Genomic DNA, 26,652 nt, shown 5'->3' with positions numbered 1-26,652 from the left:
CCCGATGAGCACCTCTGTCACCGCCTCCCCCGTGAAGAACACCGCCCCGAGGCTACGAACCCCCCGTAAGAAGCACACCCCGGGCAAGCCGAAGCGCAATGTGCTGTTGACGGTGCTGATGGCCCTGATGGCCGTCTACACCGTGGTGCCGCTGATCTGGCTGGTCATCAACGCCACGAAGACCCAGTCGGGCCTGGCCGACTCCAACGGCCTGTGGTTCGCCCACGACTTCGCCCTGTGGGACAACATCCGGACCACCTTCACCTACCACGACGGCATCTTCGGCCGCTGGTTGCTGAACACCCTGCTGTACGTGGTGCTCGGTGCGGGCGGCGCGACACTGTTGGCCGTGCTGGGCGGGTACGCACTGGCGAAGTTCCAGTTCCCCGGCAAGCGTGCGATCTTCGCCGTGGTGATCGGCGCGGTGGCCGTGCCGGCTACGGCGCTCGCCGTGCCGACCTTCCTGATGTTCAGCAAGATGGGGCTGACCGACACCCCGTGGGCGGTGATCATCCCGTCGCTCGTGTCGCCGTTCGGCCTCTATCTGATGTGGGTGTTCGCCGCGGAGGCGATCCCGACCGAGCTGCTGGAGGCGGCCCGGATGGACGGGGCGAGCGAGGTGCGGACCTTCTTCCAGGTCGCGCTGCCGCTGCTGGCCCCCGGAATCGTGACCGTGCTGCTGTTCACCACGGTCGCCACCTGGAACAACTACTTCCTCCCGCTGATCATGCTGAAGGACCCGGACTGGTACCCGCTGACGCTGGGTCTGAGCGCCTGGAGCTCCCAGGCACAGACCATCGGTGGCGACGTGATCTTCAACCTGGTGATCACGGGGTCCCTGCTCACCATCCTCCCGCTGATCGCCGCCTTCCTGTTCCTCCAGAAGTACTGGCAGTCCGGCCTCGCCGCCGGAAGTGTCAAGGAGTGACCTGGGCAGCGCCCCCAAGCCCCACATTTGAGCACCACCGGCACCACCCCCACCCTCACCTGTCCCACCCACGAAGAAGTGGAAGCAGCCCCATGCGCAGAACAACGAGCCGCATCCTGCGCGGCATCGCCCTCGTCTCCACCCTCGCCCTGGGCGTCACCGCCTGCGGCGGCTCGGACGACGACTCCGACACGAAGGCCGTCTCCGCCGGCGACATCCAGGCTGCCCTGGACAAGGGCGGCGACATCACGGTCTGGGCCTGGGAGCCCACCCTGAAGACCGTGGCCGCCGACTTCCAGAAGAAGTACCCGAAGGTCAAGATCAACCTGGTCGGTGAGCGCTCCGGCGACAAGCACTACACCGCGCTGTCCAACGCGATCTCGGCCGGCAAGGGCGTCCCGGACGTCGCCCAGGTCGAGTACTTCGCGCTCGGCCAGTACTCCCTGACCAAGGGCCTGACCGACCTGGCCCCCTACGGCGCCGACAAGCTCGCCTCCAAGTACACGCCCGGCCCGTGGAACGCGGTCAGCGACGGCGACAAGGTCTACGGCCTGCCGATGGACTCGGGCCCGATGGCGCTGTTCTACAACAAGACGGTCTTCGACAAGTACAAGATCGCCGTCCCGACCACCTGGGACGAGTACCTGGACGCGGCCCGCAAGCTCCACAAGGCCGACCCGAAGGCCTACATAGCCAACGACCTCGGTGACCCTGGCTTCACCACCTCCCTGCTGTGGCAGGCCGGTTCGCGCCCCTACAAGGTCGACGGCACCAAGGTCGCCATCAACTTCGACGACGCGGGCGCCAAGAAGTTCGAGACGGTCTGGCAGAAGCTGATCGACGAGAAGCTGCTCGCCCCGGTCAACGGCTGGACCGACGACTGGTACAAGGGCCTGGGCGACGGCACCATCGCCACCCTGGCCACCGGTGCCTGGATGCCCGCCAACTTCACCACCGGCGTCCCGAACGCCAAGGGCCAGTGGCGCGCGGCGGCGATGCCGGCCTGGACCGCGGGCGACAAGGCGAGCGCGGAGAACGGCGGCAGCTCGCTGGCCGTCCCGGCGCTGGCCAAGAACAAGGAACTCGCCTACGCCTTCACCGAGTACGCCAACGCCGGTGCCGGTGTCGCCTCCCGGGTCAGCGAGGGTGCCTTCCCCGCCACCAAGGCGGAGCTGGAGTCGGCCGCGTTCCAGAGCAAGAAGTTCGACTACTTCGGCGGCCAGGAAGCGAACAAGATCTTCGCCGAGTCCGCAGCGAACGTGGCGAGCGACTGGTCGTACCTCCCGTTCCAGCCGTACGCCAACTCGATCTTCAACGACACCGTCGGCAAGGCCTACGTCTCCGGCACCAAGCTGGCGGACGGTCTGAAGGCCTGGCAGGACGCCTCGATCAAGTACGGCGAGGAGCAGGGCTTCACCGTCGAGAAGTAGTCCGCCGGCAGTCGGCAGACATTCGACACGCACTCGACAGGCAGTCGAGAAGCACAAAACGCCGGGCGGCGCGGCACCCGGGCCGCGCCGCCCCCGTGCACCACCTTCGGAAGGACCGCCATGATCTCCACCCTCCAGTCCCGCATGCTGCGCGGGGCGGACGGTGACCCCGCTCCGCGTCTGGCGTACGGCGCCGACTACAACCCCGAGCAGTGGCCCCGGGACGTGTGGGAGGAGGACGTGCGGCTTATGCGGGAGGCCGGCGTCACCGTCGTCTCCGTGGGGATCTTCTCCTGGGCCCGGATCCAGCCGGGTCCGGACACCTGGGACTTCGGCTGGCTCGACGAGGTCATGGACCTGCTGCACGCAGGCGGGATCGGCGTCGACCTGGCCACCGCCACCGCCTCCCCGCCGCCCTGGCTCACCACCGCCCACCCGGAGATCCTGCCGGTCACGGCGAACGGCGAGACGCTCTGGCCGGGCGCCCGCCAGCACTGGCGGCCCACCTCTGCCGTCTTCCGTGAGTACGCCCTGCGCCTGGTCCGGAAGATCGCCGACCGCTACCGGGACCACCCGGCGCTCGTCGCCTGGCACGTCTCCAACGAGCTGGGCTGCCACAACATCTACGACTACTCGGACGACGCGGCCCGCGCCTTCCGGGTCTGGCTGCGTGCCCGCTACGGGTCGCTCGACGCCCTCAACCACGCCTGGGGCACCGCTTTCTGGTCGCAGCGCTACAGCGACTGGGAGCAGATCCTGCCGCCCCGGCTGGCCGCCTCGCACCCCAACCCGACCCAGCAGCTGGACTTCAAGCGGTTCTCCTCGGACGCCCTGAAGGACCACCTGATCGCCGAGCGGGAGATCCTGAAGGAGATCACGCCCGACGTCCCGGTCACCACGAACTTCATGGTGATGGGCAACACCAAGGGCATGAACTACCCGGACTGGGCGAGCGAGATCGACTTCGTCTCCAACGACCACTACGTCCACCCCGGCCCGCAGGACCGCGACGAGCTGTCCTTCTCCGCGAACCTCACCAGCGGCATCGCGGCCGGCCGGCCCTGGTTCCTGATGGAGCACTCCACCAGCGCCGTCAACTGGCAGCCCGTCAACGTGGCGAAGCGGCCCGGCGACCTGGCCCGTGACTCGCTGCTGCACGTGGCGCACGGCGCGGACGCGGTGTGCTTCTTCCAGTGGCGGCAGTCGGCGGCCGGCGCCGAGAAGTACCACTCGGCGATGGTCCCGCACGCCGGGGCCGACAGCGACCTGTTCCGCGCGGTGGCCGACCTCGGCGCCACGCTCAAGGCCCTTGCCCCGGTGGCGGGTTCGGAGCGGGAGTCGGCGGCCGTCGGCATCCTCTACGACTGGGAGTCGTGGTGGGCCAGTGAGCAGGACTCCCACCCCACCACCCTGCTGGACTACCGGCAGGAGGCGCTCGACTGGTACTCGGCGCTGCTCGACCTCGGCGTCCGCGCCGACCTCGTCACCACCCGCGCCGACCTCTCCCGGCACCAGGTGCTGATCGCGCCCGTGCTGCACATGGTGCCGGCCGAACTGGCCAAGGACCTCACGCGCTACGCCGAACAGGGCGGCCACCTCGTCACCACGTACTTCTCCGGGGTCGTCGACGAGAACGACCACGTCTGGCTCGGCGGATACCCGGGCGCCCTGCGCGACCTGCTCGGTATCCGTATCGAGGAGTTCGGTCCGCTGCTCGCCGGGGAGTCCGTGGAACTGGACGACGCCACCTCGGGCAGCGTGTGGACCGACCGGATCACCGTCACCGACGGCGACACCGAGGTGCTGGCGCACTACCGCACCGGTGTGCACGCCGGACGCCCCGCCGTCACCCGGCGCCCGACCGGCGGCGGTTCGGCCTCCTACGTCTCCACCCGGCTCGGCGTCGACGGGCTCACCTCGCTGCTGCCCCGGCTGCTGGAGCCGGCCGGGGTCGGCAGTGAACTCCCGGCGGACGTCCGGGGGTCGGTCGAGCTGACCGTCCGGCGCGGCGCCGAGGGACGGTTCCTGTTCCTGGTCAACCGGACCGACGACACGGTACCGGTGACCGGGCTGGACGGAGAGGTGCTGGTCGGCACCGGCGGCACGGAGGGCGCCCTCGTCCTCGGGCCGCGGGAGGTCGCCGTACTGCGCCGGCCCGGCGGCTGACGTCACACACCCGCACCACCCACGACTCCTCGGCACGGCACGCACCCGTACCGAGGGCCATCCCCTCCTGTCCGCGCGGCAGGAGGGGCCCACCACAGCGACCGCACCGCAGTTGGGAGCACAGATGGCACGCCGTACCCGCAGCAGACGGAACCTCGGGGCCGCCGCACTCACCGCGCTGGCCACCGGGGCCGCCCTCCTCAGCGTCCCCGTGCAGGCGCACGCCGAGGCCGCCGTCACCGTGACGCCGGATCCGTCGTACCAGCAGCAGAAGTTCGAGGGCTGGGGCACCAGCCTGGTCTGGTTCGCCAATGCCACCGGGGACTATCCCCCGGCGATCCGCGAGAAGCTCGCCAAGTTGCTCTTCGGCGACGACGGCCTCGCGCTGAACATCGCCCGGTACAACATCGGCGGCGGCAACGCCCCGGACGTCACGGACTATCTGCGGGCCGGCGGTGCCGTCGAGGGCTGGTGGAAGGCGCCCGAGGGCACCACCCGCGAGGACACCGACTGGTGGAGCGCGGACGACCCGGCCGACTGGAACAAGGACGCCGACGCCACCCAGCGCTGGTGGGTGGACCGCATCAAGAAGGACATCACCCACTGGGAGACGTTCAGCAACTCCCCGCCGTGGTTCATGACCGAGAGCGGTTACGTTTCCGGCGGCTTCAACGCCAACACCGACCAGCTGAAGGCCGACTCCGTCGACGACTTCGCCGCCTACGTGGCGGGCGCGACCAAGCGGCTGGAGAAGGCCGAGGGCATCAAGGTCGACACCGTCGACCCGTTCAACGAGCCCAACACCGGTTACTGGGGCACCCGGCTCGACGCGAACGGTCAGCCCGTCGGCGGCCGCCAGGAGGGCGCCCACATCGGCCCCGAGCTCCAGCAGAAGGTGCTCGCCGCGCTGGCGCCCGCGCTGAAGAAGGCGAAGACGAAGGCGCAGATCTCGGCGATGGACGAGACCAACCCGTCCATCTTCGCGACGAACTGGAACTCCTACTCGCAGGCCTCCAAGGACCTCGTCGACCAGATGAACGTCCACACCTACGGCACCGGGCAGCGCACCACCGTGCGCGACCTCGCCAAGGCCGCCGACAAGCCGCTGTGGATGAGCGAGGTCGAGGGCGACTGGGGCGACGGGCAGAGCTTCACGGACATGCGTCCGGGCCTCGGGCTCGCCCAGCAGATGGTGAACGACCTGCGTGAACTGGAGCCCACCGCCTGGGTGTTCTGGCAGCCGGTCGAGGACTACGACAACATGAAGCCGGGCGGTGAGTCCGCGAAGGGCGGCAACTGGGGCTCCATCCAGCTCCCGTTCAGCTGCACCAGCGCGGACACCCTCCAGTCCTGCCCGATCTACACCAACACCAAGTTCGACACGGCCCGGAACTTCACGCACTTCATCAAGCCCGGCGACAAGCTGATCAAGGTGGACGACACCTCCAGCGCCGCCGCCGTGACCCAGGACGGCAAGGGCGCCTCGGTCGTCCACGTCAACAGCACCACCGAGGCCCGTACGGTCACCATCGACCTGTCCAAGTTCCGCAGCGTCAAGGGCAGCGCGACCGTCACGCCCACGGTGACCAGCGCCGACGGCAAGCTCAAGCAGCAGGCCCCGGTCAAGGTCGTCGACGGCAGGGCCACCTACACCGTCCCCGCCCAGTCCGTGACCTCCTTCGCCGTCAAGGGCGTCTCCGGCGTCGCGAAGAACGCGGGGCTGTTCAGCAAGGGCCACTCCTACACGCTGACCGGCGTGCAGAGCGGCAAGGCGGTCACCGTCGGGGCCAACGGTACGAACCTGGTCATCGGCTCGGCCAACGGCACCACCGCGCAGCAGTGGCAGCTGGACGCCCGGTACGGCAAGACGGGCGCCCGCCAGCACTACGTCTTCGCCAACCCGGCCGAGGGCGAGCGCCTCGCCGTCCGCGACAACGTGCCGGTGGTCGAACCCGACACCGGCAAGCGTGACCCGGCCACCGAGTGGATCATGTCCACCACCGGCGACGGGACCTGGACCCTGGTCAATGTGGCCACCGGACGCCTCCTCGAGGTCGGCGGCCAGGCGACCAACGAGGGCGCGGCCGTCACGACCTGGCAGGCCAACTCCGGTTCCAACCAGCGCTGGAGGGTCACGGACGTGACTCCGTAGCTCCTGTCAGTCCACGTCCTCCTGGCCCGTCGTCTCCGCCCGCATCGCGATCGTCGTGATGCGGGCGGAGTGCTGTGCGGGGGCGGGGGCCGGGATCCGCTCCAGGACCCCGCCCGCGAAGACGTCGTACAGCGGCAGGGTCTCGAGGTGGACATAGCCGATGTGGCAGTCGCAGACGGCGAGCGGGCAGGGGCGGGGGCGCAGGGCGGCGCGGTACGAGCCGTCGTAGAGGTTGCCGAGTTCCGCGCGGACGAAGTGGCAGCGCCGCACGGTGCCCTCGCCGTCGACCGAGATCACCGAGTCGCCGGTGCGGCAGGGCAGGCCGGCGCTGGTGTGCGGGTGGCGGCTGTACGGGAAGAGCGGGTCGAGGGCGGTCCACCGGTCGGCCTCGGCGTCCTCGTAGGTGTGGCCCTCGGCGGCGTTGATCCACAGATAGACGTGCGGGGGCAGGTCGGCGCGCAGCCGGCGGGCCGCGTCGAGGTGCTCGGGCAGTCCGACGACGCCGACGCTGAAGCGGATGCCCCGCTCCGACAGTTCGCGGCACTTGCCGAGGAAGCGGTCGTACGGCGTCTGGCCCGGGTGGTACGTGCACCACAGGGCCAGGGTGTCGGGATCGGCCTCGGCGAGCCAGTCGGTGCGGCAGCTGAGGTTGGTCTGGATGGCGACCCGGCGGATGTGCGGGAGGTGGGAGAGGTCGGCGAGGGTGCGCCGGTACCAGGAGCGGACCAGCCCCTCGCCCCACGGGGTGAAGAGGAGGGAGAGCCGGTCGTCGGTGCGGGCCGCGGCCCACTGCGCGAACCGTTCGAGGGCGGCCCGGTCGGCGCGCAGTTGTTCCGTGCTGTCGCGCCGCTTGGCGAACGGGCAGTAGGGGCAGTCGTAGTCGCAGGAGGCGAGCGGGCCGCGGTAGAGCAGGGTCAGATCCATGGCGGCCGGGTCACTTCCGCTCGTAGGCGGTCATGGCGGCCCGGACGGCCGGGGAGAACAGCTCGGGGCCGATGGCGTCGGAGTGGGCGAGGCCTTCGGGGGTGAGCCTGAGGGTCGTCGGGTCCGCGTCGGTCAGCCAGCCGCGGTCGGCGAACCCTTCGAGTTCGGGGCCGAAGTCGTCGGCGGGCGCCCCGCCGAAGCGGGCCCGGTAGTCGGCGAGGCGCAGGCCCTCGGCCTGGAGGAGCGACTGGAGGAGGTGGCGGCGGCGCGCCTCCTCGGGGTTCATGGGGTGGCCGACCTCGGCGTGGGCGAAGTCGGACGCGTCGGTGGCGACGTAGTCGTCGATGATGCCCCGGATCTGGTGCATGCCGACGGCGTAGTCGAAGGAGTAGTGCAGGCCGGCCGTGTAGGAGCGGGCGCCGCAGCCGAGGCCGATCATGCCGTCGGTCTGGCAGGCGTAGTCGTCCGTGCCCTGCGGCGGTGCGTCGGTGCGGCGGAACATGCGCATGGACTGCTGGGTGTAGCCGTGCGCGAGGAGGTGGTCGCGGCCCGCGCGGTACAGCCGCAGCCGCTGCTCGTCCCAGGCCGGGTCGGGGCCCGCGGCCGCTCCCGGGGCGCCGCCGCGGCGGTCGAGGCCGGTCAGGGGACGGACGTAGAGCGGGTAGAGGTAGAGCTCCTCGGGCCGCCAGGCCAGGGCCGCGTCCAGGGAGTGCCGCCAGCTCTGCTCGGTCTGGCCGTCGATGCCGTAGATGAGGTCGATGTTGAGGACCGGGATGACGGTGTCGCGGACGCGGGTGAGAGCCGCCTCGACCTCGGCGCGGCGCTGCGGGCGGACGGCGGCCCTGGCCTCGGAGTCGACGAAGCTCTGGACGCCCAGGCTCAGTCGGGTGGTGCCCCGGGCGGCCAGGACGGCGAGGCGGTCGGCGGTGGCCGTGGCGGGCGAGGCCTCGACCGACAGCGGGACCGCGCGGAGGTCGGCGCCCATGCGGTGCTCGGCGATGTCGCAGAGCCGGTCCAGCTCGGCGGCGGTGAGGAAGGTGGGGGTGCCGCCGCCGAAGGCGGCTGTGGCGAAGCGGACGTCGTCCGTCTCCCCCAGTGCCTCCCGTACGGCGGCCGCCTGCCGTTCCAGGGCGTCCAGGTAGGCGCCGGTCAGTCCGTCGGGGGCGCCGATGCGGGTGAAGAGGTTGCAGAAGCCGCAGCGGACCTCGCAGAAGGGTATGTGCAGGTAGAGGGAGAGCGTGTCCTTGGGCTCCGCCGCCCAGAGGGCCTTCAGGGACGGGCGGTCGGGAAGCCGGCGGTAGGCCGTCTTGTGCGGGTAGGCGTAGACGTAGTGCTGGTAAGGGCTGGTACGGGTGACCGGCTCGGCGGTGGTCATCGGCCGGCCTCCGTCGGACGGGGTGCGGGGTCGAGGAAGAAGTGGGCGTACGGCACGGTCCACACGGACTCGTGGCCGAGGCGGTGGCCGGTGTAGCCGTCGTCGCCGTAGGCGGTGCCGTGGTCGGAGCAGACGATCGCGAAGCAGCGGCGCCTGCTGCTCGCGGCGGCGAACAGGCGCCCGATGTGCCGGTCCACGTACTCCAGCGCGGCGGCGTGCGCCTCCCGGCTGTCGCCGGTCTCGCGGGTCGCGCCGGGCAGGTGGAACCAGTTCGGCTGGTGCAGGGCGGACACGTTGACGAAGAGGAACAGCCGCTGTTCGGGCGGGAGCCCGCGTACGACGCGCTCGGCGTGGGCGACCTGGTTCTCGAAGGACTCGGGTGAGGTGACGCCGAACTCCGGTGCCCAGTGGGACTCGTGGAACAGGCCGGGCAGCACCGAGCCCAGCGGGCCCTGCTTGTTGAAGAAGCCCACTCCCCCGATGCACACGGTGTGGTAGCCGTCCTTGGCGAGGCCCGAGACGAGGTCGGGGGAGTCGTAGACGTAGGTTCCGCCCGCGGTGGTCTCGCTGCCCGCGAAGCTCGCCGCGAACAGGCGCGGATGCGGTCCGGGGGCGGCCGGGGTCGGCAGGAAGCCCGCGAAGATCGCCTGGTGGGAGGCGTAGGTGAAGCTGCCCGGCGCGTGCCGCTCCTCCCAGCGGCCGCCGGGCAGGTGGCGGGCCAGGTGCGGGATGCGGCCCGCGGCCGCCAGCTCGGCGGCGACGTCGTGGCGGAGTGTGTCGAGGGTGACGAGCAGGAGGTCGTGGCTGCCCACCACCTCGTTCATGTCGGGCTCAGGCATGCGGTGTTCCTGTTCTGTACCGGGCGAGGTCACCCAGGACGGCGGCCACTTGGGTCGCATAGGTGTCGAGGCCCTCCGCGCCGCTGCCGGGGAGTCCGGTGAGCCGGGGCAGCAGGTCGCCGAAGGCGTTGACCTCGCCGACGGCGGCCCTGCGCCAGCCGATGGCCGGCAGCAGGTCGACACCGACGCACAGGGTGCGCGGGAAGCAGGCCGCGGCCTGCTCGCACACGCCCAGCAGGTCGGTCCAGCGGCCGCCCGCCGCCTCGACGGCCTCCCGGACGGCGTCCAGGTCGCCTCGGCGGCCGCCGAGATGGAGGTTGGTCAGGGGCGAGCGGCTCGTGCGGACCACCGCGTGGGTGGCGCGACCGGCCACGACGACGACCCTGAGGTCGGCGGCCCGGCCGTCCTGGGAGGCCTTCGGTAGCCAGCGCTCGAGGTGCAGTCCGTCCGGGGCGAGCGCGTCGACGATGGCCGCGATGTCCTGCTCGCGTTCATAGCGGCGCACCCTGAGGGAGTTGTACAGGCCGCCGTCGGCGGCGAGTTCCACGGAGGTGGTGGCCCTGATCCGGCCGCCGCCGCCCGACTCGACGGCGAGGACGCCCGAGGCGGACGATCCGTGCGCCGGTTTCACGAAGAGCCGGGGCATCCGGTGCTCGCGCATCGCCGCGCGTACGTCGGCCCAGCCGCGTACCGGCGCGCCCTGCGGGCCCGAGGTGGGTGAGGCGGGCACCGGGACGCCCGCCTCGTCGAGGACGGCGTGGCAGAGCCGCTTGTCGAACAGCACCGCGAGCTCGTCCGGGTCGTCGAGGCGGACGCCGCCGCGCAGGCTGCGTACCGCGGTGGTGAAGCGGGTGTACCAGCGGCCCGAGCCCTCGACCCGCGTCGGGTCGGTGGCACCGCGCAGCAGCCGGTCGACCTCGGGGTGCTCGCCGGGTGAGTCCAGGCGGACGATCTCCTCGGCGGCGAAGTCGGCGCCGCCGGCGCTCAGTACATCCGCCCACGGCACGACACGCGGGGCCGGCAGGCCGGCCGCGCGTACCGCGTCCTCGAAGAGGGCGACCCGACGGTTCTCCGGGTTGCCGACCACCGCCAGGCGCGGCTCGGACGCGCGCTCCGGGCGGAACTCGTCGAACTCGTCGAGGGAGGAGGGACGGTGACCCATGGGTGGTGTGCTCACTCCCCGACGGCGACGTAGCGCCACGGCGTGCCGTCGTCGTCCGAGTCCTCCTCGGCGTCGTCGCGGTCGAGGTCCACCTCGACGCCCGCGGTCTCCACGGTCCGTCGGACGCGCTCCTGGAGGGACTCGCTCAGGTAGTGGTAGTGCAGGTCGAGCTTCTTGAGGTGGGTGAGCGGCTGGCCGCCGAGCAGGGCGGCCGCGCCCTCGTCGGTCAGCACGCCCATGGAGAGGTCCAGCACCTCCAGACGGGCCACCACGGGCGCGGACGCGACGGCCGCGGCCACCGCGTCCTGGATCTCGCTGTTGCGCAGGGCGAGGTGCCGCAGGCTCGGCAGACGGGCGCCGGACAGGATCGGCTCCAGGTCGGCGACCTCGCTGTCGCCGCCGTACTCGGGGGTGCCGAGCCACAGGTCGAGGTGGACCAGCTCGGGCAGGTCGCTGCCGCCGACCCCGCGCACGACCTCCGCGGGCAGCCCGCCCGTCTCGATCACGAGTTTGCGCAGCGCGCGGTGACTCACGGCGGGGAAAACGAGCCCGGATCCGCCGCGCACACCGAACTCCTCCAGAGCGGGGAACGCGGCCAGGACCGGGGTGACATCGGTCTGGTTGATCCAGGAGATCTCGCACTCCTCCCCCACCATGTCGCCGAGGAACACCGCCCGCAGCGCGGGGAACCGGTCCCGGGCGGCCACCAGCGCCTCGATGACGTCGGAGGCGTCCGTGTCGTACGCCTCCTGCCAGGCGCCGACGATCAGGGCCCTCACGCGCGTGGTGTCGACGGCGGAGCAGAAACGGGCGAACGCCTTCGTCCAGTCCTCCTCGGCGTCGTAGACGTCGCTCGTGACGCGCCAGGCGAAGGCCTCCGGGTCGGGCAGTCCGTCCGTCCTGCCGCCGGGGCCCGGGAAGGTGTGGGCGGGCAGCCGGTACAGCGCTTGCAGGTGGTCGGTGACGGTCATGCGGCTGCTCCCGGGAGAAAAAAAGATGCGCGGTCCGTGATGTGTCCGCAGTTCTACCAAGCGGCACTGACAACACCCCTCGGCGGGGCCTCGGTTCGGAACATCGGTTCGGGGGCGTTGTCAGTGGTGGTCCGTACCGTCTTCGTCATGAGGCCGGTGCGCGAAGCATCCGGCGGGGAGGGGAGAGCCATGTTCCGGCAGGGAGACGTGCTGATCGTGCCCGTGACTGAGGAGGCGGTGCCACCGCACGTGGCGGTCGCGCCGAAGGAGCGGCGGGACGCGCGGGGCCGGCTCGTGCTGGCACTGGGCGAGGTCACCGGGCACGCCCACGCGGTGGTGGGCCCGGGCGATCTGGTGCGGGAGCCCGGGCCGTTCGGTCCGCTGCTGCTGCACCTTCCCCAGGGCGGCCGGGTGGTCCATGAGGAGCACGCGGCGATCGCGTTGCCGAAGGGCTGGTACCGGGTGATCCGGCAGCGGGAGTACGTGCCCGGATCCGTACGGATCGTCGCGGACTGAGGAGCGGGTGAGGAGCGGGTGACCGAGGTGACGGAGGGGCAGATGACGACCACGGACATTCCCGGGGCAGCGGTGGAGGGTACGTCCTTCGACGACGTCCGTGGCTGGCGCGCCTGTGCCGCGGCGGCCGTGCCCGCCGACCGCGCGGCCGCCGAGGACGGCGTGCGCCGGGCCTACCGCCAGGCCGGTCTGCCGGATCCGGAGCGCGTGGTGTGGGCCGCTTCACCGCGGGCGGCGGTCACGCTGGTGCGGGAGTTGGCGGACAAGGGCGCCAGTGTGCGTGAGGCGGTCCGCAGCACTCCGTGGGCCGGCGAACGGCAGCGGCTGCACACCCGGTTGGGCGCGGCGGGCTGGGCGGCGCACTGGGCGGCGACCGGCGGGCTCCTGTGGGACACGACGCAGGCGCTCGTCGACCGGATCCGCGCCGGGGTGCTGGAGGAACTGGCCGGCGGGGACACGGGGAAGGAGGCCGCGGAGGTCCGGCTGGTGCTGCTGGACGCCGTGCTCGGTCAGCACGACGCGCCGTGGCTCGCCGCGTTCCCGACGGACCGGGGCCCGCTCGAGGGGCTGGCCGAGGTGAGTCGCCACGCCGGCTGGTGGTGGCCGTTCGCGCGGGTGGCGGTGGTCTGCGAGCGTCCCGTCGCCCTGCACCGCGACGAGGCGGGCCGGCTCGACCACGGGGACGGTCCGGCACTGGCGTACCCCGACGGCTTCGCCCTGCACGCCTGGCGCGGCATGCCGGTCCCGGCCGGGTTCCTCGCCGAACTGCCGACGCTCACCTCGGACCGGATCCGGTCCGAGGAGAACGCCGAACTTCGCCGGGTCATGCTGGAGTACTACGGATACGACCGCTATCTGGCGGACTCCGGGGCACGTCACGTCCACCGCGACGAGACGGGCACCCTATGGCGTATCGACCTCCCGGATGACGAGCCCGTCGTCATGGTGGAGGTCCTCAACTCCACACCGGAGCCGGACGGGACGCGACGCACCTACTGGCTGCGGGTACCGCCGGCGACCCGCACGGCGCGGGCGGGGGTCGCCTGGACCTTCGGACTGGCGGCGGAGGTGTACGCGCCCGAGCGGGAGACGTGATCCGGAGGTCCTCGTGGCCGGGCCTCAGCCTTCGGCCGCGCGGGCCAGTACGTCGGTGATCTGGGCGTGGACCGCGTCCCGGGCGGTGGCGGGAAGGGCATCCAGGTCGGTGCCCGCCAGGGCGTGCAGGACCTGTTCGGGGTCCGGGTCGTACGGCGTGCTCTCGCTGAACACCTCGTAGCCGTCGCGTACGGCCACCCGCAGGTCACGGGGGCTGTCGCCGTCGGCGTGCACCGCGGCGGCGACGACGAGGGGCGGCGGGCCGCCCGCCTCGCCCTCCAGCTTGCGGTAGCCGCTGACCAGGGGTGCGCGCCAGCGCAGGGCGAGCAGTACGTGACGCTTCGCCAGCAGTTCGGTCAGATCGGTGTCGTAGACGCTGTCGGGTTCCAGGACGGTGGCCCGGGCGTCGAGGACGAGGGCCGCCGGGAGCAGACAGCGCAGGGTGCTGCCGACGATGTTGCCGCCCACCGTGGCGGCCCGGCGCACGGCGCCCGTGCCCACGCCGGAGGCCGCCCGGTGCAGCGCCTCGGGCACCGTCGCGTCGACGCGGTTCAGCAGCACGGCCCCGCCGAGTTCCTCGGGGCCGACCGTGCCGGCCTCCGGCACGTTGCGCAGCGACACGGCCTGCTCGGGGAAGCCGTCCCGCTGCCAGCCGGCCCACACGAGGGTGGCGCCTCCTACCGGTACCGCTCCCTCGGCCAGACACCGCTGGGCTTCGGATATGGAGGAGGGAAGACGCAACTGCACGACAACCGACCTGCCTTCCCTGGAAGTTCGTGGTGAGTGACACGGTGTCATCGTGTGTCCCCGTGTCACTCACCCGCATGATCAATGGCAGAACGGATTCTGCCCAGGCGCGCGGGGGCGCATACAGGGCTCATGGCTGCACCTTGCGCAACGTGAAATTGCGTTGCGGCCGACTCCCCTCCCCCGGACCCTGGCGCCATGCCTTACCTCCTGCGTCCCGCCGCCCTCGCCGACGCGCCTGCCGTCACCGGTCTCCTCAACGAGATCGACCTCATCGAGATCGGCCGGCCCGAGACGGACCTGCACACCGTCGAGGCCGATCTGAGGCATCCCGAGACGGATCTGGAGCGGGACTCCTGGCTCGCGTTCGACGGGGACCGGCTGGTCGTCTACGGGCTGCTGTGGGACGAGTCGGGCGGCGAACGCGTCGACATCGACCACTACGTCCTGCCCGACCGGCAGGAGGCGGGGCAGCTCGTCCTGGCGGCGATGGAGACCCGGGCGCTGGAGAAGGCGCGGGAGAACGGGGCCGGGCGGGCCGTGGTGCATCTGCATCTCAACGCGGCGCCCACACTCGACACCGCACTGCTCCGCGGCCGCGGCTGGTCCGTCGTACGGCGGTATCACGTGCTGCGCCGCCCCCTGGACCGGGCCGGGGACCAGCCGCCGGCGCTGCCCGCCGGGGTCCGGCTGCGGTCCTGCGCCACCGAGGCGGACCGGGTCCGCGTCCACGAGCTCTACCAGGCCGCTTTCGCCGAGCACTTCGACTTCCAGCCGCGCGGCTACGAGCAGTGGCTGCACGACGTGGACGCGACGGGGCTCGACTGGTCCCTCGTGTGGATCGCCGGCACCGACGCGTCCGGGGACGCCGGGTTCCTGATGGCCCGTGACGACCGTGCGGCGATGGGGTGGATCCGCAGCATCGGCGTGCTGCGCGAGGACCGGGGAGGCGGGCTGGCCGGGCTGCTGCTGCGGCACGCCTTCGCAGCCTTCGCCGCCCGGGGCCGGGACACCGTCGGGCTCGGTGTGGACACCTCCAACGCGACCGGCGCGCCCGGGCTGTACGCGCGCCACGGCATGGCCCTGCACTACGCCGTGGACACCTGGGAGGCCGTCCTGGGATGACCGCGAGGGCTCGGTCCGCCCACGGCGGACCTCTTCGGGCGGGAACGCCTACGGAGTCGCGGCGGGCAACCGCGTCGGCACCACCGGAAGCATCATGCCGTCACCGAGTGGCGCCGTGTGCGGTACGAGGGCGCCCTCCCTGGCGATCTGGAGCAGAATCGGCAGTGTGTAGGGTTCGGCGCCGTCGAGGTCGACCTGGTAGCCGAGGTCGCCGAGGCTCGCCGCGGTCATCCGGCTCAGTGGGTTGCCGGCTCCGGAGATGAACGGCGACATGAGTTCGTTGACGAAAACCGCCTCACGCCAGTGGCTGTCCTGGGTACCGGGCCCGCCGAAGTTGGCGACCGGCACCGGGGCCGGGTCCTCCTCACCGAGGAGTGCGGCGAACTCGGCCATCGCGCGGGCACCGACGAAAGTGGGGTTCTGGGTGCCGGCGCCCTTGAGGAGGCCGAACGCCGTCCACAGGGTGCCGATACCCAGGACGTGTCCCATCTCGTGGGTGATCACATCGACGAGCGTGCCGTCCGCTTCCATCTGGGTGAGATCGGCGGCGTCGAACCTCATCACGCCCTTCGCCGGCAGGAACGCGCCGAACTGCGCGGAGTCGTCGCGGAAGTCGGTGGGACCGGCCATCCCCAGTACGCGGCCGGGACCGTCGATGGTGACCCCTTCGGCCTCGATGAGCAGGTCGTCGATGACGTCGCCGTTGACGAGCGCGGTGTCCAGATCCCCGACGATGACCTTCGCCCAACGGTCGGCCGCCGCGGCGAAGGCGTCCTGCTGAGTGCCCGTCAGTCCGCCGAGGAAGCGGATTTCGATGGTGAACGGTGACGTCGTGCGGGCTATCTCTCTGGCCCGCTCGAAACTGGCGACCGCTCGATACGTCTGGAAGGTGTTGGTGGCGACCTTGCTCATCACGGCTGTCCTCCATGTCGGCCCGGACGAAGAGTCACCCCTCTTCCCACACTAGGCCGACAGGGTGGCGGGGTGCGCGTCGGCGCCCCCTGCCGATTTCGGGTGATCGAGTTGCCCGCCCCCGAGGCAAATCGGACAATTGACGGTACCGCCGTCGTGCGCAGACTCCGGTCCTTGAGGTGCGGGTGAGCGGCGGCTCTCATAACATGGTATTCGGAGTGTTTTGAGGGTATTTGCGCGCCGGTACCGAAGGTGGGCTCGGCCGGTCGCCGTCGGCGGCCCTCGCCCGACCCCGGCCGATCGGCCAGGACAGGCGGTTGCCGCAGGCTTCGACTCCTTCGCTCCTTCGCCCCTTCGTTCCTTGGCCGTTGTCCACGACGGCGTGCGCCGTTTTCGTGCAGGAACAGGAGCAACGTGATGAGCGAGCGACGACGCGCCGCACGGCGCCCCGCGGCCGGATACCGTACGTCCTTGCCCTGGCGGATCGTCACCGGCGGCGCAGAGTACGTCGACCGGCGCGTCGGCTGGGACAGGCTGCCCGTGCTGCCGGGTCTGCTGACCCTTCTCGGGCTGCGCGTCAGGCTCCGGCAGAAGAACCTCCACGACACAGGTCGTCTGCCCTCGGCCGATCTCCCCGATCCGGCGCCCCCGTCCGAGAGCCACAAGGTCAACCGGACCGCCGACGGCAGCCACAACGACCTCGGCGAGCCTCGGACGGGCATGGCGGGCACCCGCTTCGGCCGGAACATCCCGCTGGACCGGATCGCCCCGGCCGCGCCCGAGGACGTCCTGTCGCGGCCGAGCCCCCGCGAGGTCAGCCGCGCGCTGCTCACCCGGGACGGGCTGACCCCGGCGGAGTCGGTCAACTCGCTGGTCGCCGCCTGGCTCCAGTTCATGGTCCGCGACTGGTTCAGCCACGGTACGAGCCCCACGGAGCGGCCCTGGGAACTCCCGCTCATGGACGACGACCCGTGGCCGGAACAGCCCATGCGGATCATGCGGACACCGGACGACCCGACCCGCGACCCCGCGGCGCCGGCCGGGACGCCCGACACCCGGGTGAACGTCTCCTCCCACTGGTGGGACGCCTCGCAGCTCTACGGGTCGAACGAGACCGAGCAGCGCCTGATGCGCACCGGCGAGCTGGGCAAGGTGCACCTGTGGGACGACGAGCAGTCCCCGTTCCCCTCGGACCCCTCCCGCGATCCCTCGCGGGTGCCCGGCTTCTGGCTGGGTCTGGCGATGATGCAGCACCTGTTCGCCAGGGAACACAACGCGATCTGCGACCACCTGCACGGCGCGTACCCGTCCTGGGGCGATGAGGAGTTGTTCCAGCGCGCCCGTCTGATCAACGCCGCACTGCTCGCAAAGATCCACACCGTGGAGTGGACCCCTGCCGTGATCAGTCACCCCACCACCGTCACGGCCCTGCGCGCCAACTGGTGGGGCCTCGCGGGCGAGCGCGTCCACAACCTCTTCGGCCGGATCAGCCGCAGCGAGGTCGTCAGCGGTATACCCGGGGGCGAGACCGACCACTACGGCGTCCCGTACTCCCTCACGGAGGAGTTCGTCGCCGTCTACCGCATGCACCCCCTGATCCGGGACGAATGGCACCTGCGCTCCGCCGCCGACGACGCGACCCTGCGGCACTGCACCCTCCGTGACATCTCGGGCCCCGGTGCGCTGAAGGTCCTGGAGACCACCGGGACGGCCGATCTGCTCTACAGCTTCGGCACCCTGCACCCCGGACTGGTAACCCTGCACAACTTCCCCCGATTCCTCCAGGAGTTCGAGCGTCCCGACGGCCGTCTTCAGGACCTCGCCGCCACCGACATCCTGCGCTCCCGTGAGCTGGGCGTCCCTCGCTACAACGAGTTCCGGCGACTGCTGCGGCTGAGGCCGGCGAAGACCTTCGCGGAGCTGACGGACAATCCGCGGTGGGCTGAGCAGATCGAGCGGCTCTACGACGGCGACGTCGAGAAGGTCGATCTCACGGTCGGGCTGTACGCGGAGCGGCTGCCGGCCGGATTCGCCTTCAGCGACACGGCGTTCCGCATCTTCGTGCTGATGGCCTCGCGCCGGCTGAACAGCGATCGCTTCTTCACCGAGTACTACACGCCCGAGGTGTACTCCAAGGCCGGTATGGCCTGGATCGACGACAACAGCATGATCACGGTGCTGCTGCGCCATCACCCGGAGCTGCGCACGGCGCTCGCGGGCCTGACGAACGCGTTCCAGCCGTGGCACACCGCCGGAAGGACGGTGAACTGACGTGGCTGCGACGGACAGGTCCCGTGACGAGCGGGAGCGCCAGGTCGCGGCGGCCGCCGTGCGGTACGGCGCGGCCGGCGACGAGCGGCGCGCGGTCGAGCGGCAGCAGGACGCCGGGGTCGCCTTCCCGGACTCCGAGGAGGCACTCGCGGCCCGCGCGGCCCGTCTGCTCGAACGGCACGCGGTGTCTCCCGCCATGGTGGTGGAGGCCGTCCGCGCGGAGCCGCTGGCCGCGACCGCGGCGTACGAACGCATCCTCGGGGTGTCCAAGGAGCTTCAGGCCTGGAGTTTCCTGCCGCGCGGCAGCCGCGCCGCACGTACCGTCGCCCGGATCTCGGTCCGGGAGAACGGCCGTGAGCTGCCGCTCGGCACCGGCTTCCTCGTCTCGCCGAGCCTGCTGATGACCAACCATCATGTCCTCACCGACGCGGACGCCTCCCGGCAGTGCTTCGTGGAGTTCGACGCCCAGGTCACCGTCGACAACACACCCCAGGCGCCGACACGGCTGGAGCTCGACCCCGACGCCTTCTTCGCGGCGGACGAACGCCTCGACTTCGCGCTGGTGTTCGTCGCCTCCGGCCCGGACGGGCGGCCCCCCGGGGAGACGTTCGGCTGGAACCGGCTCAGCGCCCAGACGGGGAAACTGGTGATCGGCGAGCCCGTCAACGTCATCGGCCACCCGATGGGCCGTCTGAAGGAGATCGCCGTACGCGACAACATGCTCCAGACGCGCCTCGACGACTTCCTCCACTACCGGACGGACACCGAGCCCGGAAACTCCGGTTCCCCGGTCTTCAACGACCAGTGGGAGGTCGTCGCGCTCCATCACAGCGGGGTACCCAGGACGGACGACCAGGGCCGCGTCCTGCGCCAGGACGGGAAGGTCTGGCGCCCCGGGGACGGCGACGACGCCATCGACTGGGTGGCCAACGAGGGCGTGCGCATCAGCTCGATCCTCAAGCACCTCGCCGCACTCCCGCGCACCTCCCCGCAGCCGTCGCCGCTGGACGGCCTCGGCCCCGAAGCGGGCCTGGCCCAGGCGCGGGCCGCCGCCGCGCCCGCCCCGGCACCCGTCGTCGCCGCGCCGCCACCGGCGCCCGAGCGGGCCTCCGCGCGGGCGGGCCTGCGCGCCCGGGACGGCGCGTTCGGCGGCGACCGGCACCTGGTCTTCCTGCACGGTCGTTCCCAGGAGGGCAAGGACCCCGAGAAACTGCGCCGCGCATGGGCGGCCGGGCTCAACCAGGGGCTCGTGCGCGCCGGGCTTCCTCCCGTCGACCCGGCGGACGTCTGGTTCCCCTACTACGGCGACAGGCTGGCGCAGGCCCTCACCGCGCACGAGGCCGTCCCCCACGTGGTCGAGGCGCCGACCGCCACGGCAGCGGAGGTGGTCGCGCCCTCCGCTCCGTCCGCCCGCGCGGTGTACGAGGAGATCATCGGCGAGGCGGCCCTGAAGTGGAACATGCCGCAGGAGCGGCAACTGGCCACCGAGGGCTTCGGCCTGGGCGACCTCGTCGGTGCCCTCCAGAAGAGGCTGAGCTGGCTCGCCGCCAGGAGCGACCTCGACGCGTGGGCCATCGCCCTGATCTTCCGTGACGTGGCCGCGTACCTCGACGACGCCCGGCCCGTCCGGGAGGAGATCCTGAACTGTGTGCTCGAGGCGGTGCCGGACTCGGGCGAGGTGGTCCTCGTCAGTCACAGCCTGGGCACGGTCGTCGGCCTGGACCTCACCACACGGCTGTCCCCCGGGGTGAGCGTCGTCCATCTGACCACGGCCGGCAGTCCCCTCGGCCTGGACAGTGTGTACAGCAGGCTCCTCGTGGGCGGGCCCAAGCGTCCCGACATGGTCGCCGACTGGTTCAACGTGTGGTGCCCCAACGACGCGGTCGCCATCGGATGCCCGCTGGCCGACGACTGGGCGGACGGCCTGACCGACCTCGCCGTCATCAACGCCCGCGACCGGGCCCACAGCATCGTGGAGTACCTCTCCCACACCGACGTCGCCCGGTCGGTCGGCAGCCGCCTCGCGCTCTGAGCCGGCCGTGGCACCGGCCCTCGTGAGGTGCCGTCAGCCGTTCAGCGCCAGCCAGGGCTGCGGGTCGGCGTAGTAGCCGTCGTAGATCACCTCGAAGTGCAGATGGGGGCCGGTGGACAGGCCGGTGGAGCCGACCCGCCCGAGCGGGGTCCCGGTCTGCACGGTCTGTCCCACGGTGACGTCGATGGCGGACAGGTGGCTGTACGTCGTCTGGAGCCGTTTGCCCTCGATCGTGCCGTGGTCGACGACGACCCGGTTGCCGTAGGCCGTGGTCATGGCCGCGAAGACGACCGTGCCCGCGCGGGCGGCGGAGACCTGGGCGCCCTGGGGCGCGCCGAAGTCCACGCCGGTGTGGAGTTTGGTGACGCCGGTGAGGGGGTGCTGGCGGGAGCCGTAGGGGGAGGTGATGGTGAGGGTGGTGACGGGCGGTGCCAGGATCGCGTCGGCCAGGACACCGCCGCCGCTCGTGTCCTCCCGGTCGAAGGCCTCGTACTTCGCGAACAGGGCCTTGACCTCGGTGAGGTAGGTCTGCGCCGCGGCGGGCACGCCGCCCGCCTTCGTCACGGCGTCCGTGCCGACCGCGTAGGCGGCGAGGGTGAGGTCGACCAGGTCCCCGTTGACGGTGCCGTCGGTTCTGAGACCGGTGACCTGCTGGGCCAGGGAGCAGTCCTGGCGGCCGAGCGCCATGATGGCGTCGGCCGGATCGCTCGGTGAGGAGCGGCCGTTGCCGTCGTCGTCCTTGCCCCAGGTCCTCCAGTCGGCAGCGGTGAAGGCGGCGATGCCCTGCGCGCCGGAGGTGGTGGCACTGTCGTTGCTCCAGCCGGTGAGCTGGTCGATCTGCGCGGCCAGGGCGGACGGGGTGACGACCGTGCAGGCGTCGGCGGACTTGCGCAGCCAGGGTCCGTAGCTCGCGTCGACGCCGCCGGCGGCGTCCTGCGATGTGCTCTCCCCGGGACTCCAGTCGTCGGGGAGCCCGCCGGTCAGGGCGAGGAACCCGGCGACCGTGGTGAGGGTGACCAGGCCCGGCAGCACCAGGAGCGTGAAGGGGCCGGGGCCGCGCCGACGGGGGCGTGGGGCGGGTGCTTCCGGGGCGGGTGCTTCCGGAGCCGGCGCTTCCGGGGCCGGTGCCACCGGTGCGGGCGCTTCCGGGGCGGGTGCTTCCGGAGCCGGTGCCTCCGGGGCCGGTGCCACCGGTGCGGGGGCCTCCGGGGCGGGGGCCTCCGGGGCGGGGGCCTCCGGAGCCGGTGCTTCCGGAGCCGGTGCCACCGGTGCGGGGGCCTCCGGGGCGGGGGCCTCCGGGGCGATGACGGCCTCGTGCGCAGGGGTCTCGACGGCGGGCTCGTCGCTCACGCGGCGGACTCCGGACGACGGGTCAACGGCCGCTGCGGCAAAGTGCAGTTGTTCACGGACGGACGTTAGCGGGTGACCCGGCGCGCGTCACCGGACGCGAGGGCAGACCTGCTGCCCATGCGGGCAGCGCCCCCCGGGGGACTGTCGGTGGGAGTTGGTAAGAAGGACGCCGCACAGGCCGGGCTGTGAGGTGCCGGCCGCCGTCCGCTCTCGGAAGGTTCCTGCCTTGACCATCAGCCACATCTCGGAACTGCACGGCCTGCCGGTCTACGACTTCCCCCTGCCCGGCGTGGACGCCGCGGCCTTGCCGGCGGAGGAGACCGTCGCCTGGAAAATCTTCCGGCACGAGAACGAACCGGAGGACTTCGACGAGTGCTGGAACCGTTTCCTGGACACCGTGGACCCCTCGCGGGTGCGCGCCCTCGTCCTCGGGGCGGGCGCCTACGGCAGCGAGCACGACGCCGGCGACGGGCCCGAGGAGGTAGCGGAGCGCCTCGCCGGTGCGGCGGACCGGCTGACCGGCCTTCGGGCCCTCTATCTCGCGGACCTCGAATTCGAGGAGTGCGAGCTCTCCTGGATCGTCCAGGGCGACGTCAGCCCGTTCCTCGCCGCCTACCCGGGGCTGGAGGAGCTCGCCGTTCGCGGTTCGGGCGGTGGCTTCGGCGGCGGTCCGGGGCTGGAGTTCACACCGTTGCGCCATGAGAGTCTGCGGATCCTCCGCTTCGAGAACGGCGGGCTGCCGGCCGAGGTGGTGCACGGGGTCGCCGCATCGGAGCTGCCCGCGCTGGAGCATCTGGACCTGTGGCTGGGCGCGGAGTGGTACGGCCGTACCACCACCGTGGCCGACCTCGCGCCGATCCTGGACGGCTCCCGGCTGCCCGCCCTGCGCCGCCTGGGTCTCCAGAACGGCGACAATCAGGACGAGGTGGCCGCCGCCGTAGCCGCGGCGCCCGTGGTGGCCCGGCTGACGGCCCTGCACCTGGGCCGCGGCACCCTGTCCGACACGGGCGCCGCGGCTCTGCTGAGCGGTCAGCCGCTGGTGCATCTCCAGGAGCTGGACCTGCACCACCACTACCTGTCCGAGGCGATGGCGGAGCGGATACGGCAGGCTCTGGAGCCCTACGGCGTGAAGGTGGACGTGTCGGGCCGGGAGGACGCGGACGGCCCGGACGACCGGTACGTGGCCGCGGGCGAGTGACGTCCGCGGCCCGTCACCTCACCCCACCTCGACCAGCAGGTCGCCGCCCTCCACCTGCTGGATCCGGTTGATGGCCAGCCGCGACACCGTGCCGGCCTTCGGAGCCGTGATCGTGGCCTCCATCTTCATCGCCTCGATGGTGGCGACGGTCGCGCCGGCCTCCACCTCGTCCCCCTCGGCGACCGCGAGGGTGACCACGCCCGCGAACGGCGCGGCGACATGCCCGGGGTTGGCGCGGTCGGCCTTCTCGGTCACCGGTACGTCGGAGGCCGCCGCCTTGTCCCGGACCTGGATGGGCCGCAGTTGGCCGTTCAGGGAGGACATGACCGTGCGCAGACCGCGCTCGTCGGCCTCACCGACGGCCTGGAGCTCGATCAGGAGCCGGACGCCCGGCTCGAGGTCGACGGCGTACTCCTTACTCGGACGCAGACCGTAGAAGAAGTCCTTGCTGTCGAGCACGCTGGTGTCGCCGTAGGCCTGGCGGTGGGTCTCGAAGTCGCGGGTCGGGCCGGGGAAGAGCAGCCGGTTGAGGGTGGTGCGGCGGGTCTTCTCCAGGCCCTCGCGGTCCTCGGTGGTCAGTTCCTGGACGGGCTTGGCCTCGGCGCGGCCCCGCAGCGCCTTGCTGCGGAACGGCTCGGGCCAGCCGCCGGGCGGGGTGCCGAGTTCGCCGCGCAGGAAGCCGATGACGGAGTCGGGGATGTCGTAACGGTCGGGCGACGCCTCGAAGTCCTGCGGGGACACTCCGGCGCCGACCAGGTGCAGGGCGAGGTCGCCGACCACCTTGGAGGACGGGGTGACCTTCACCAGGTGGCCGAGGATGCGGTCGGCGGCGGCGTACATCGCCTCGATGTCCTCGAAGCGGTCGCCGAGGCCGAGCGCGACGGCCTGGGTGCGCAGGTTGGACAGCTGTCCGCCGGGGATCTCGTGGTGGTAGACGCGTCCGGTCGGGGACGCCAGGCCGGCCTCGAAGGGGGCGTAGATCTTGCGGACGCCCTCCCAGTACGGCTCCAGATCGCCGACGGCCTGGAGGTCGAGGCCGGTGGGCCGCTCGGAGTGGTCGGTCGCGGCGACGATCGCGGACAGCGAGGGCTGCGAGGTCGTGCCCGCCATGGAGGCCACGGCGCCGTCGACGGCGTCCGCGCCGGCCTGGATCGCGGCCAGGTAGGTGGCGAGCTGGCCGCCGGCGGTGTCGTGGGTGTGCAGGTGCACCGGCAGGTCGAACTCACGGCGCAGCGCCGATACGAGCTTCGCGGCGGCCGGGGCGCGCAGCAGGCCCGCCATGTCCTTGACGGCCAGCACGTGGGCGCCCGCCTCGACGATCTGCTCGGCCAGGCGGAGGTAGTAGTCGAGGGTGTAGAGCCGCTCGTTCGGGTCGGACAGGTCGGAGGTGTAGCAGAGGGCGACCTCGGCGACGGCCGTCCCCGTCTCCCGTACGGCGTCGATGGCGGGCCGCATCTGGCCGACGTCGTTGAGCGCGTCGAAGATGCGGAAGATGTCGATGCCGGTGGCGGCGGCCTCCTGCACGAAGGCGTCGGTCACCTCGGTCGGGTAGGGCGTGTAGCCGACGGTGTTGCGGCCGCGCAGCAGCATCTGGAGGCAGATGTTGGGGACGGCCTCGCGCAGGGCCGCCAGCCGCTCCCACGGGTCCTCGGCGAGGAAGCGCAGGGCGACGTCGTAGGTGGCGCCGCCCCAGCACTCCAGGGACAGCAGCTGGGGCAGGGTGCGGGCGACCAGCGGGGCCGAGGCGAGGAGGTCCTTGGTGCGGACGCGGGTGGCCAGCAGGGACTGGTGGGCGTCGCGGAAGGTGGTGTCGGTGACGCCGATGGTCGGCGACTCGCGCAGTTGGCGGGCGAAGCCCTCGGGGCCGAGCTGGACCAGGCGCTGGCGGGAGCCCGCGGGCGGCTCGGTGTCGGGCACCGACGGCAGCTTGGTGACCGGGTCGATCAGCTCGGGCCGCTCGCCGTGCGGCTTGTTCACCGTGACGTCGGCGAGGTAGGTCAGCAGCTTGGTGCCGCGGTCGGCCGAGGAGCGTGCGGTGAGCAGGTGCGGGCGCTCTTCGATGAACGACGTCGTGACGCGCCCGCCCTGGAAGTCCGGGTCGTCCAGGACGGCCTGGAGGAACGGGATGTTGGTGGACACACCCCGGATCCGGAACTCGGCCACGGCACGCCGGGCCCGCTTGATCGCGGTCTCGAAGTCCCGTCCCCGGCAGGTGAGTTTGACCAGCATCGAGTCGAAGTGCGCGCTGATCTCGGTACCCGCGTGGGTGGTGCCGCCGTCGAGACGGATGCCGGACCCGCCGGGCGAGCGGTAGGCGCTGATGCGGCCGGTGTCGGGGCGGAAGCCGTTGGCGGGGTCCTCGGTGGTGATCCGGCACTGGAGGGCGGCGCCGTGCAGGGTGACCGTCTCCTGGGACAGGCCGAGGTCGGCCAGGGTCTCGCCGGCGGCGATGCGCAGCTGGGCCTGGACGAGGTCGACGTCGGTGACCTCCTCGGTCACCGTGTGCTCGACCTGGATGCGCGGGTTCATCTCGATGAAGACGTGGTTGCCCGCGGGGTCGAGGAGGAACTCGACGGTACCGGCGTTGCGGTAGCCGATCTGCCGGGCGAAGCGCACCGCGTCGGCGCAGATGCGGTCGCGCAGCTCCGGGGCGAGGTTGGGCGCGGGGGCCAGCTCGATCACCTTCTGGTGACGGCGCTGGACCGAGCAGTCGCGCTCGAAGAGGTGGATGACGTTGCCCTCGCCGTCGGCGAGGATCTGCACCTCGATGTGGCGCGGGTCGACGACGGCCTTCTCCAGGAAGACGGTCGGGTCACCGAAGGCGGACGCGGCCTCGCGGGAGGCCGCCTCGATGGACTCGCGCAGCACGGCCGGGTCCTCGACGCGGCGCATGCCCCGTCCGCCGCCTCCGGCGACCGCCTTGACGAACAGGGGGAAGCCGATCTCCTCGGCGGCCCGGACCAGTTCGTCGATGTCGTTGGAGGGCGCGGACGAGCCGAGCACGGGCACGCCCGCCGCGCGGGCCGCCGCCACCGCGCTCGCCTTGTTCCCGGTCAGTTCGAGGGTGCGCGCGTCGGGGCCGACGAACGTGATGCCCGCCTCCTCGCAGGCACGCGCGAGTTCGGGGTTCTCGGAGAGGAACCCGTAGCCCGGGTAGACGGCGTCGGCGCCCGCCCGGCGCGCGGCGCCGACGATCTCCTCGACGGAGAGATAAGCGCGCACCGGGTGCCCTTGCTCGCCGATCTCGTAGGCCTCGTCGGCCTTCTGCCGGTGGAGTGAGTTGCGGTCCTCGTGCGGGAAGACCGCGACCGTGCGCGCACCCAGCTCATAGCCGGCGCGAAACGCACGGATCGCGATCTCACCACGGTTGGCGACCAGCACCTTGCGGAACATCGGGGACCCCTTCAGCCTGGCGGTGACGAGGACCATCGTGTCGGTGCGTGACCGGGTTGGCCATGT

General features: G+C 71.8%; 19 protein-coding genes. 10 read left to right on the top strand and 9 right to left on the bottom strand.

Annotated features, from left to right (window positions below; genetic code table 11):
- Positions 1-4: 4 nt before the first annotated feature.
- The 4 genes from G9272_RS41210 to G9272_RS41195 all read left to right on the top strand — a co-directional run bounded on the left by G9272_RS41210 (position 5) and on the right by G9272_RS41195 (position 6,676).
- A complete protein-coding gene (locus G9272_RS41210) occupies positions 5-928 on the top strand; it encodes a carbohydrate ABC transporter permease (RefSeq protein WP_171401306.1) in 924 nt (307 codons plus the stop codon).
- A 92-nt stretch (positions 929-1,020) separates the two neighbouring features.
- Entirely contained in the window at positions 1,021-2,358 is a 1,338-nt protein-coding gene (locus tag G9272_RS41205) for an ABC transporter substrate-binding protein (protein ID WP_171401305.1), read from the top strand.
- 120 nt (positions 2,359-2,478) lie between these two features.
- Entirely contained in the window at positions 2,479-4,524 is a 2,046-nt protein-coding gene (locus G9272_RS41200) for a beta-galactosidase (RefSeq protein ID WP_171401304.1), read from the top strand.
- Between the two features lie 124 nt (positions 4,525-4,648).
- Positions 4,649-6,676, top strand: coding sequence for a glycoside hydrolase (locus tag G9272_RS41195; RefSeq protein WP_171401303.1), 2,028 nt, complete (start codon positions 4,649-4,651; stop codon positions 6,674-6,676).
- A 6-nt stretch (positions 6,677-6,682) separates the two neighbouring features.
- Here the strand turns inward: G9272_RS41195 and G9272_RS41190 are convergent, their stop codons facing one another.
- Genes G9272_RS41190 through G9272_RS41170 form a run of 5 tightly spaced genes read right to left on the bottom strand, consistent with a single transcriptional unit; the run spans position 6,683 to position 11,947 of the window.
- Positions 6,683-7,600 carry an STM4011 family radical SAM protein gene (locus G9272_RS41190; RefSeq protein WP_171401302.1) on the bottom strand — a complete coding sequence of 306 codons (918 nt, stop codon included), beginning with the start codon at positions 7,598-7,600 and terminating at the stop codon, positions 6,683-6,685.
- A gap of 10 nt (positions 7,601-7,610) precedes the next feature.
- A complete protein-coding gene (locus G9272_RS41185) occupies positions 7,611-8,975 on the bottom strand; it encodes an STM4012 family radical SAM protein (protein WP_171401301.1) in 1,365 nt (454 codons plus the stop codon).
- Positions 8,972-9,799 carry an STM4013/SEN3800 family hydrolase gene (locus tag G9272_RS41180; protein ID WP_171402396.1) on the bottom strand — a complete coding sequence of 276 codons (828 nt, stop codon included), beginning with the start codon at positions 9,797-9,799 and terminating at the stop codon, positions 8,972-8,974. Before G9272_RS41180 ends, G9272_RS41185 begins: the two co-directional genes overlap by 4 nt.
- Before the next feature lie 7 nt (positions 9,800-9,806).
- The gene (locus G9272_RS41175; RefSeq protein ID WP_171401300.1) at positions 9,807-10,976 is read right to left on the bottom strand and encodes an STM4014 family protein; all 1,170 of its coding nucleotides are present in this window, start codon (positions 10,974-10,976) and stop codon (positions 9,807-9,809) included.
- 11 nt (positions 10,977-10,987) lie between these two features.
- Entirely contained in the window at positions 10,988-11,947 is a 960-nt protein-coding gene (locus G9272_RS41170) for an STM4015 family protein (protein WP_171401299.1), read from the bottom strand.
- Positions 11,948-12,136: 189 nt separating this feature from the next.
- Here G9272_RS41170 and G9272_RS41165 point away from each other — a divergent pair, with 189 nt between their 5' ends.
- Complete coding sequence (locus tag G9272_RS41165; RefSeq protein WP_171401298.1) at positions 12,137-12,463, top strand: hypothetical protein; 327 nt, start codon at positions 12,137-12,139, stop codon at positions 12,461-12,463.
- A gap of 42 nt (positions 12,464-12,505) precedes the next feature.
- On the top strand, positions 12,506-13,558 hold the full coding sequence (locus tag G9272_RS41160; RefSeq protein ID WP_171402395.1) for a DUF6745 domain-containing protein: 1,053 nt from the start codon (positions 12,506-12,508) through the stop codon (positions 13,556-13,558).
- Positions 13,559-13,582: 24 nt separating this feature from the next.
- Here G9272_RS41160 and G9272_RS41155 read toward each other — a convergent pair whose 3' ends face one another.
- The gene (locus G9272_RS41155; RefSeq protein ID WP_171401297.1) at positions 13,583-14,305 is read right to left on the bottom strand and encodes an FAD binding domain-containing protein; all 723 of its coding nucleotides are present in this window, start codon (positions 14,303-14,305) and stop codon (positions 13,583-13,585) included.
- Positions 14,306-14,503: 198 nt separating this feature from the next.
- On the opposite strand from G9272_RS41155, the gene G9272_RS41150 reads away from it, so the two are divergent.
- Complete coding sequence (locus G9272_RS41150) at positions 14,504-15,430, top strand: GNAT family N-acetyltransferase (RefSeq protein ID WP_171401296.1); 927 nt, start codon at positions 14,504-14,506, stop codon at positions 15,428-15,430.
- Positions 15,431-15,478: 48 nt separating this feature from the next.
- On the opposite strand, the gene G9272_RS41145 is transcribed toward G9272_RS41150, so the two are convergent.
- Entirely contained in the window at positions 15,479-16,342 is an 864-nt protein-coding gene (locus tag G9272_RS41145; RefSeq protein ID WP_171401295.1) for a leishmanolysin-related zinc metalloendopeptidase, read from the bottom strand.
- A 417-nt stretch (positions 16,343-16,759) separates the two neighbouring features.
- On the opposite strand from G9272_RS41145, the gene G9272_RS41140 reads away from it, so the two are divergent.
- Both G9272_RS41140 and G9272_RS41135 read left to right on the top strand, forming a co-directional pair.
- Entirely contained in the window at positions 16,760-18,613 is a 1,854-nt protein-coding gene (locus G9272_RS41140; RefSeq protein ID WP_171401294.1) for a peroxidase family protein, read from the top strand.
- A gap of 1 nt (position 18,614) precedes the next feature.
- Positions 18,615-20,645, top strand: a complete 2,031-nt coding sequence (locus tag G9272_RS41135; RefSeq protein WP_171401293.1) for a trypsin-like serine peptidase — start codon at positions 18,615-18,617, stop codon at positions 20,643-20,645.
- Positions 20,646-20,678: 33 nt separating this feature from the next.
- Here G9272_RS41135 and G9272_RS41130 read toward each other — a convergent pair whose 3' ends face one another.
- Positions 20,679-21,836, bottom strand: a complete 1,158-nt coding sequence (locus G9272_RS41130; RefSeq protein WP_171402394.1) for a M23 family metallopeptidase — start codon at positions 21,834-21,836, stop codon at positions 20,679-20,681.
- A gap of 385 nt (positions 21,837-22,221) precedes the next feature.
- Between G9272_RS41130 and G9272_RS41125 the strand changes: the two genes are divergently transcribed.
- On the top strand, positions 22,222-23,193 hold the full coding sequence (locus G9272_RS41125; protein WP_171401292.1) for an STM4015 family protein: 972 nt from the start codon (positions 22,222-22,224) through the stop codon (positions 23,191-23,193).
- Between the two features lie 18 nt (positions 23,194-23,211).
- Here the strand turns inward: G9272_RS41125 and G9272_RS41120 are convergent, their stop codons facing one another.
- Positions 23,212-26,586 carry a pyruvate carboxylase gene (locus tag G9272_RS41120; protein ID WP_171401291.1) on the bottom strand — a complete coding sequence of 1,125 codons (3,375 nt, stop codon included), beginning with the start codon at positions 26,584-26,586 and terminating at the stop codon, positions 23,212-23,214.
- Positions 26,587-26,652: the final 66 nt, after the last annotated feature.

The sequence above is a fragment of the Streptomyces asoensis genome (genome assembly GCF_013085465.1).
Taxonomy (GTDB): Bacteria; Actinomycetota; Actinomycetes; order Streptomycetales; family Streptomycetaceae; genus Streptomyces; species Streptomyces cacaoi_A.
This window is presented reverse-complemented; position numbering and strand designations above follow the sequence as displayed.

Coding starts and splice junctions, on each gene's coding strand:
- G9272_RS41210 (WP_171401306.1), top strand. CDS start 5: ATGAGCACCTCTGTCACCGCCTCCCCCGTGAAGAACACCGCCCCGAGG.
- G9272_RS41205 (WP_171401305.1), top strand. CDS start 1,021: ATGCGCAGAACAACGAGCCGCATCCTGCGCGGCATCGCCCTCGTCTCC.
- G9272_RS41200 (WP_171401304.1), top strand. CDS start 2,479: ATGATCTCCACCCTCCAGTCCCGCATGCTGCGCGGGGCGGACGGTGAC.
- G9272_RS41195 (WP_171401303.1), top strand. CDS start 4,649: ATGGCACGCCGTACCCGCAGCAGACGGAACCTCGGGGCCGCCGCACTC.
- G9272_RS41190 (WP_171401302.1), bottom strand. CDS start 7,600: ATGGATCTGACCCTGCTCTACCGCGGCCCGCTCGCCTCCTGCGACTAC.
- G9272_RS41185 (WP_171401301.1), bottom strand. CDS start 8,975: ATGACCACCGCCGAGCCGGTCACCCGTACCAGCCCTTACCAGCACTAC.
- G9272_RS41180 (WP_171402396.1), bottom strand. CDS start 9,799: ATGAACGAGGTGGTGGGCAGCCACGACCTCCTGCTCGTCACCCTCGAC.
- G9272_RS41175 (WP_171401300.1), bottom strand. CDS start 10,976: ATGGGTCACCGTCCCTCCTCCCTCGACGAGTTCGACGAGTTCCGCCCG.
- G9272_RS41170 (WP_171401299.1), bottom strand. CDS start 11,947: ATGACCGTCACCGACCACCTGCAAGCGCTGTACCGGCTGCCCGCCCAC.
- G9272_RS41165 (WP_171401298.1), top strand. CDS start 12,137: ATGTTCCGGCAGGGAGACGTGCTGATCGTGCCCGTGACTGAGGAGGCG.
- G9272_RS41160 (WP_171402395.1), top strand. CDS start 12,506: ATGACGACCACGGACATTCCCGGGGCAGCGGTGGAGGGTACGTCCTTC.
- G9272_RS41150 (WP_171401296.1), top strand. CDS start 14,504: ATGCCTTACCTCCTGCGTCCCGCCGCCCTCGCCGACGCGCCTGCCGTC.
- G9272_RS41145 (WP_171401295.1), bottom strand. CDS start 16,342: ATGAGCAAGGTCGCCACCAACACCTTCCAGACGTATCGAGCGGTCGCC.
- G9272_RS41140 (WP_171401294.1), top strand. CDS start 16,760: ATGAGCGAGCGACGACGCGCCGCACGGCGCCCCGCGGCCGGATACCGT.
- G9272_RS41120 (WP_171401291.1), bottom strand. CDS start 26,586: ATGTTCCGCAAGGTGCTGGTCGCCAACCGTGGTGAGATCGCGATCCGT.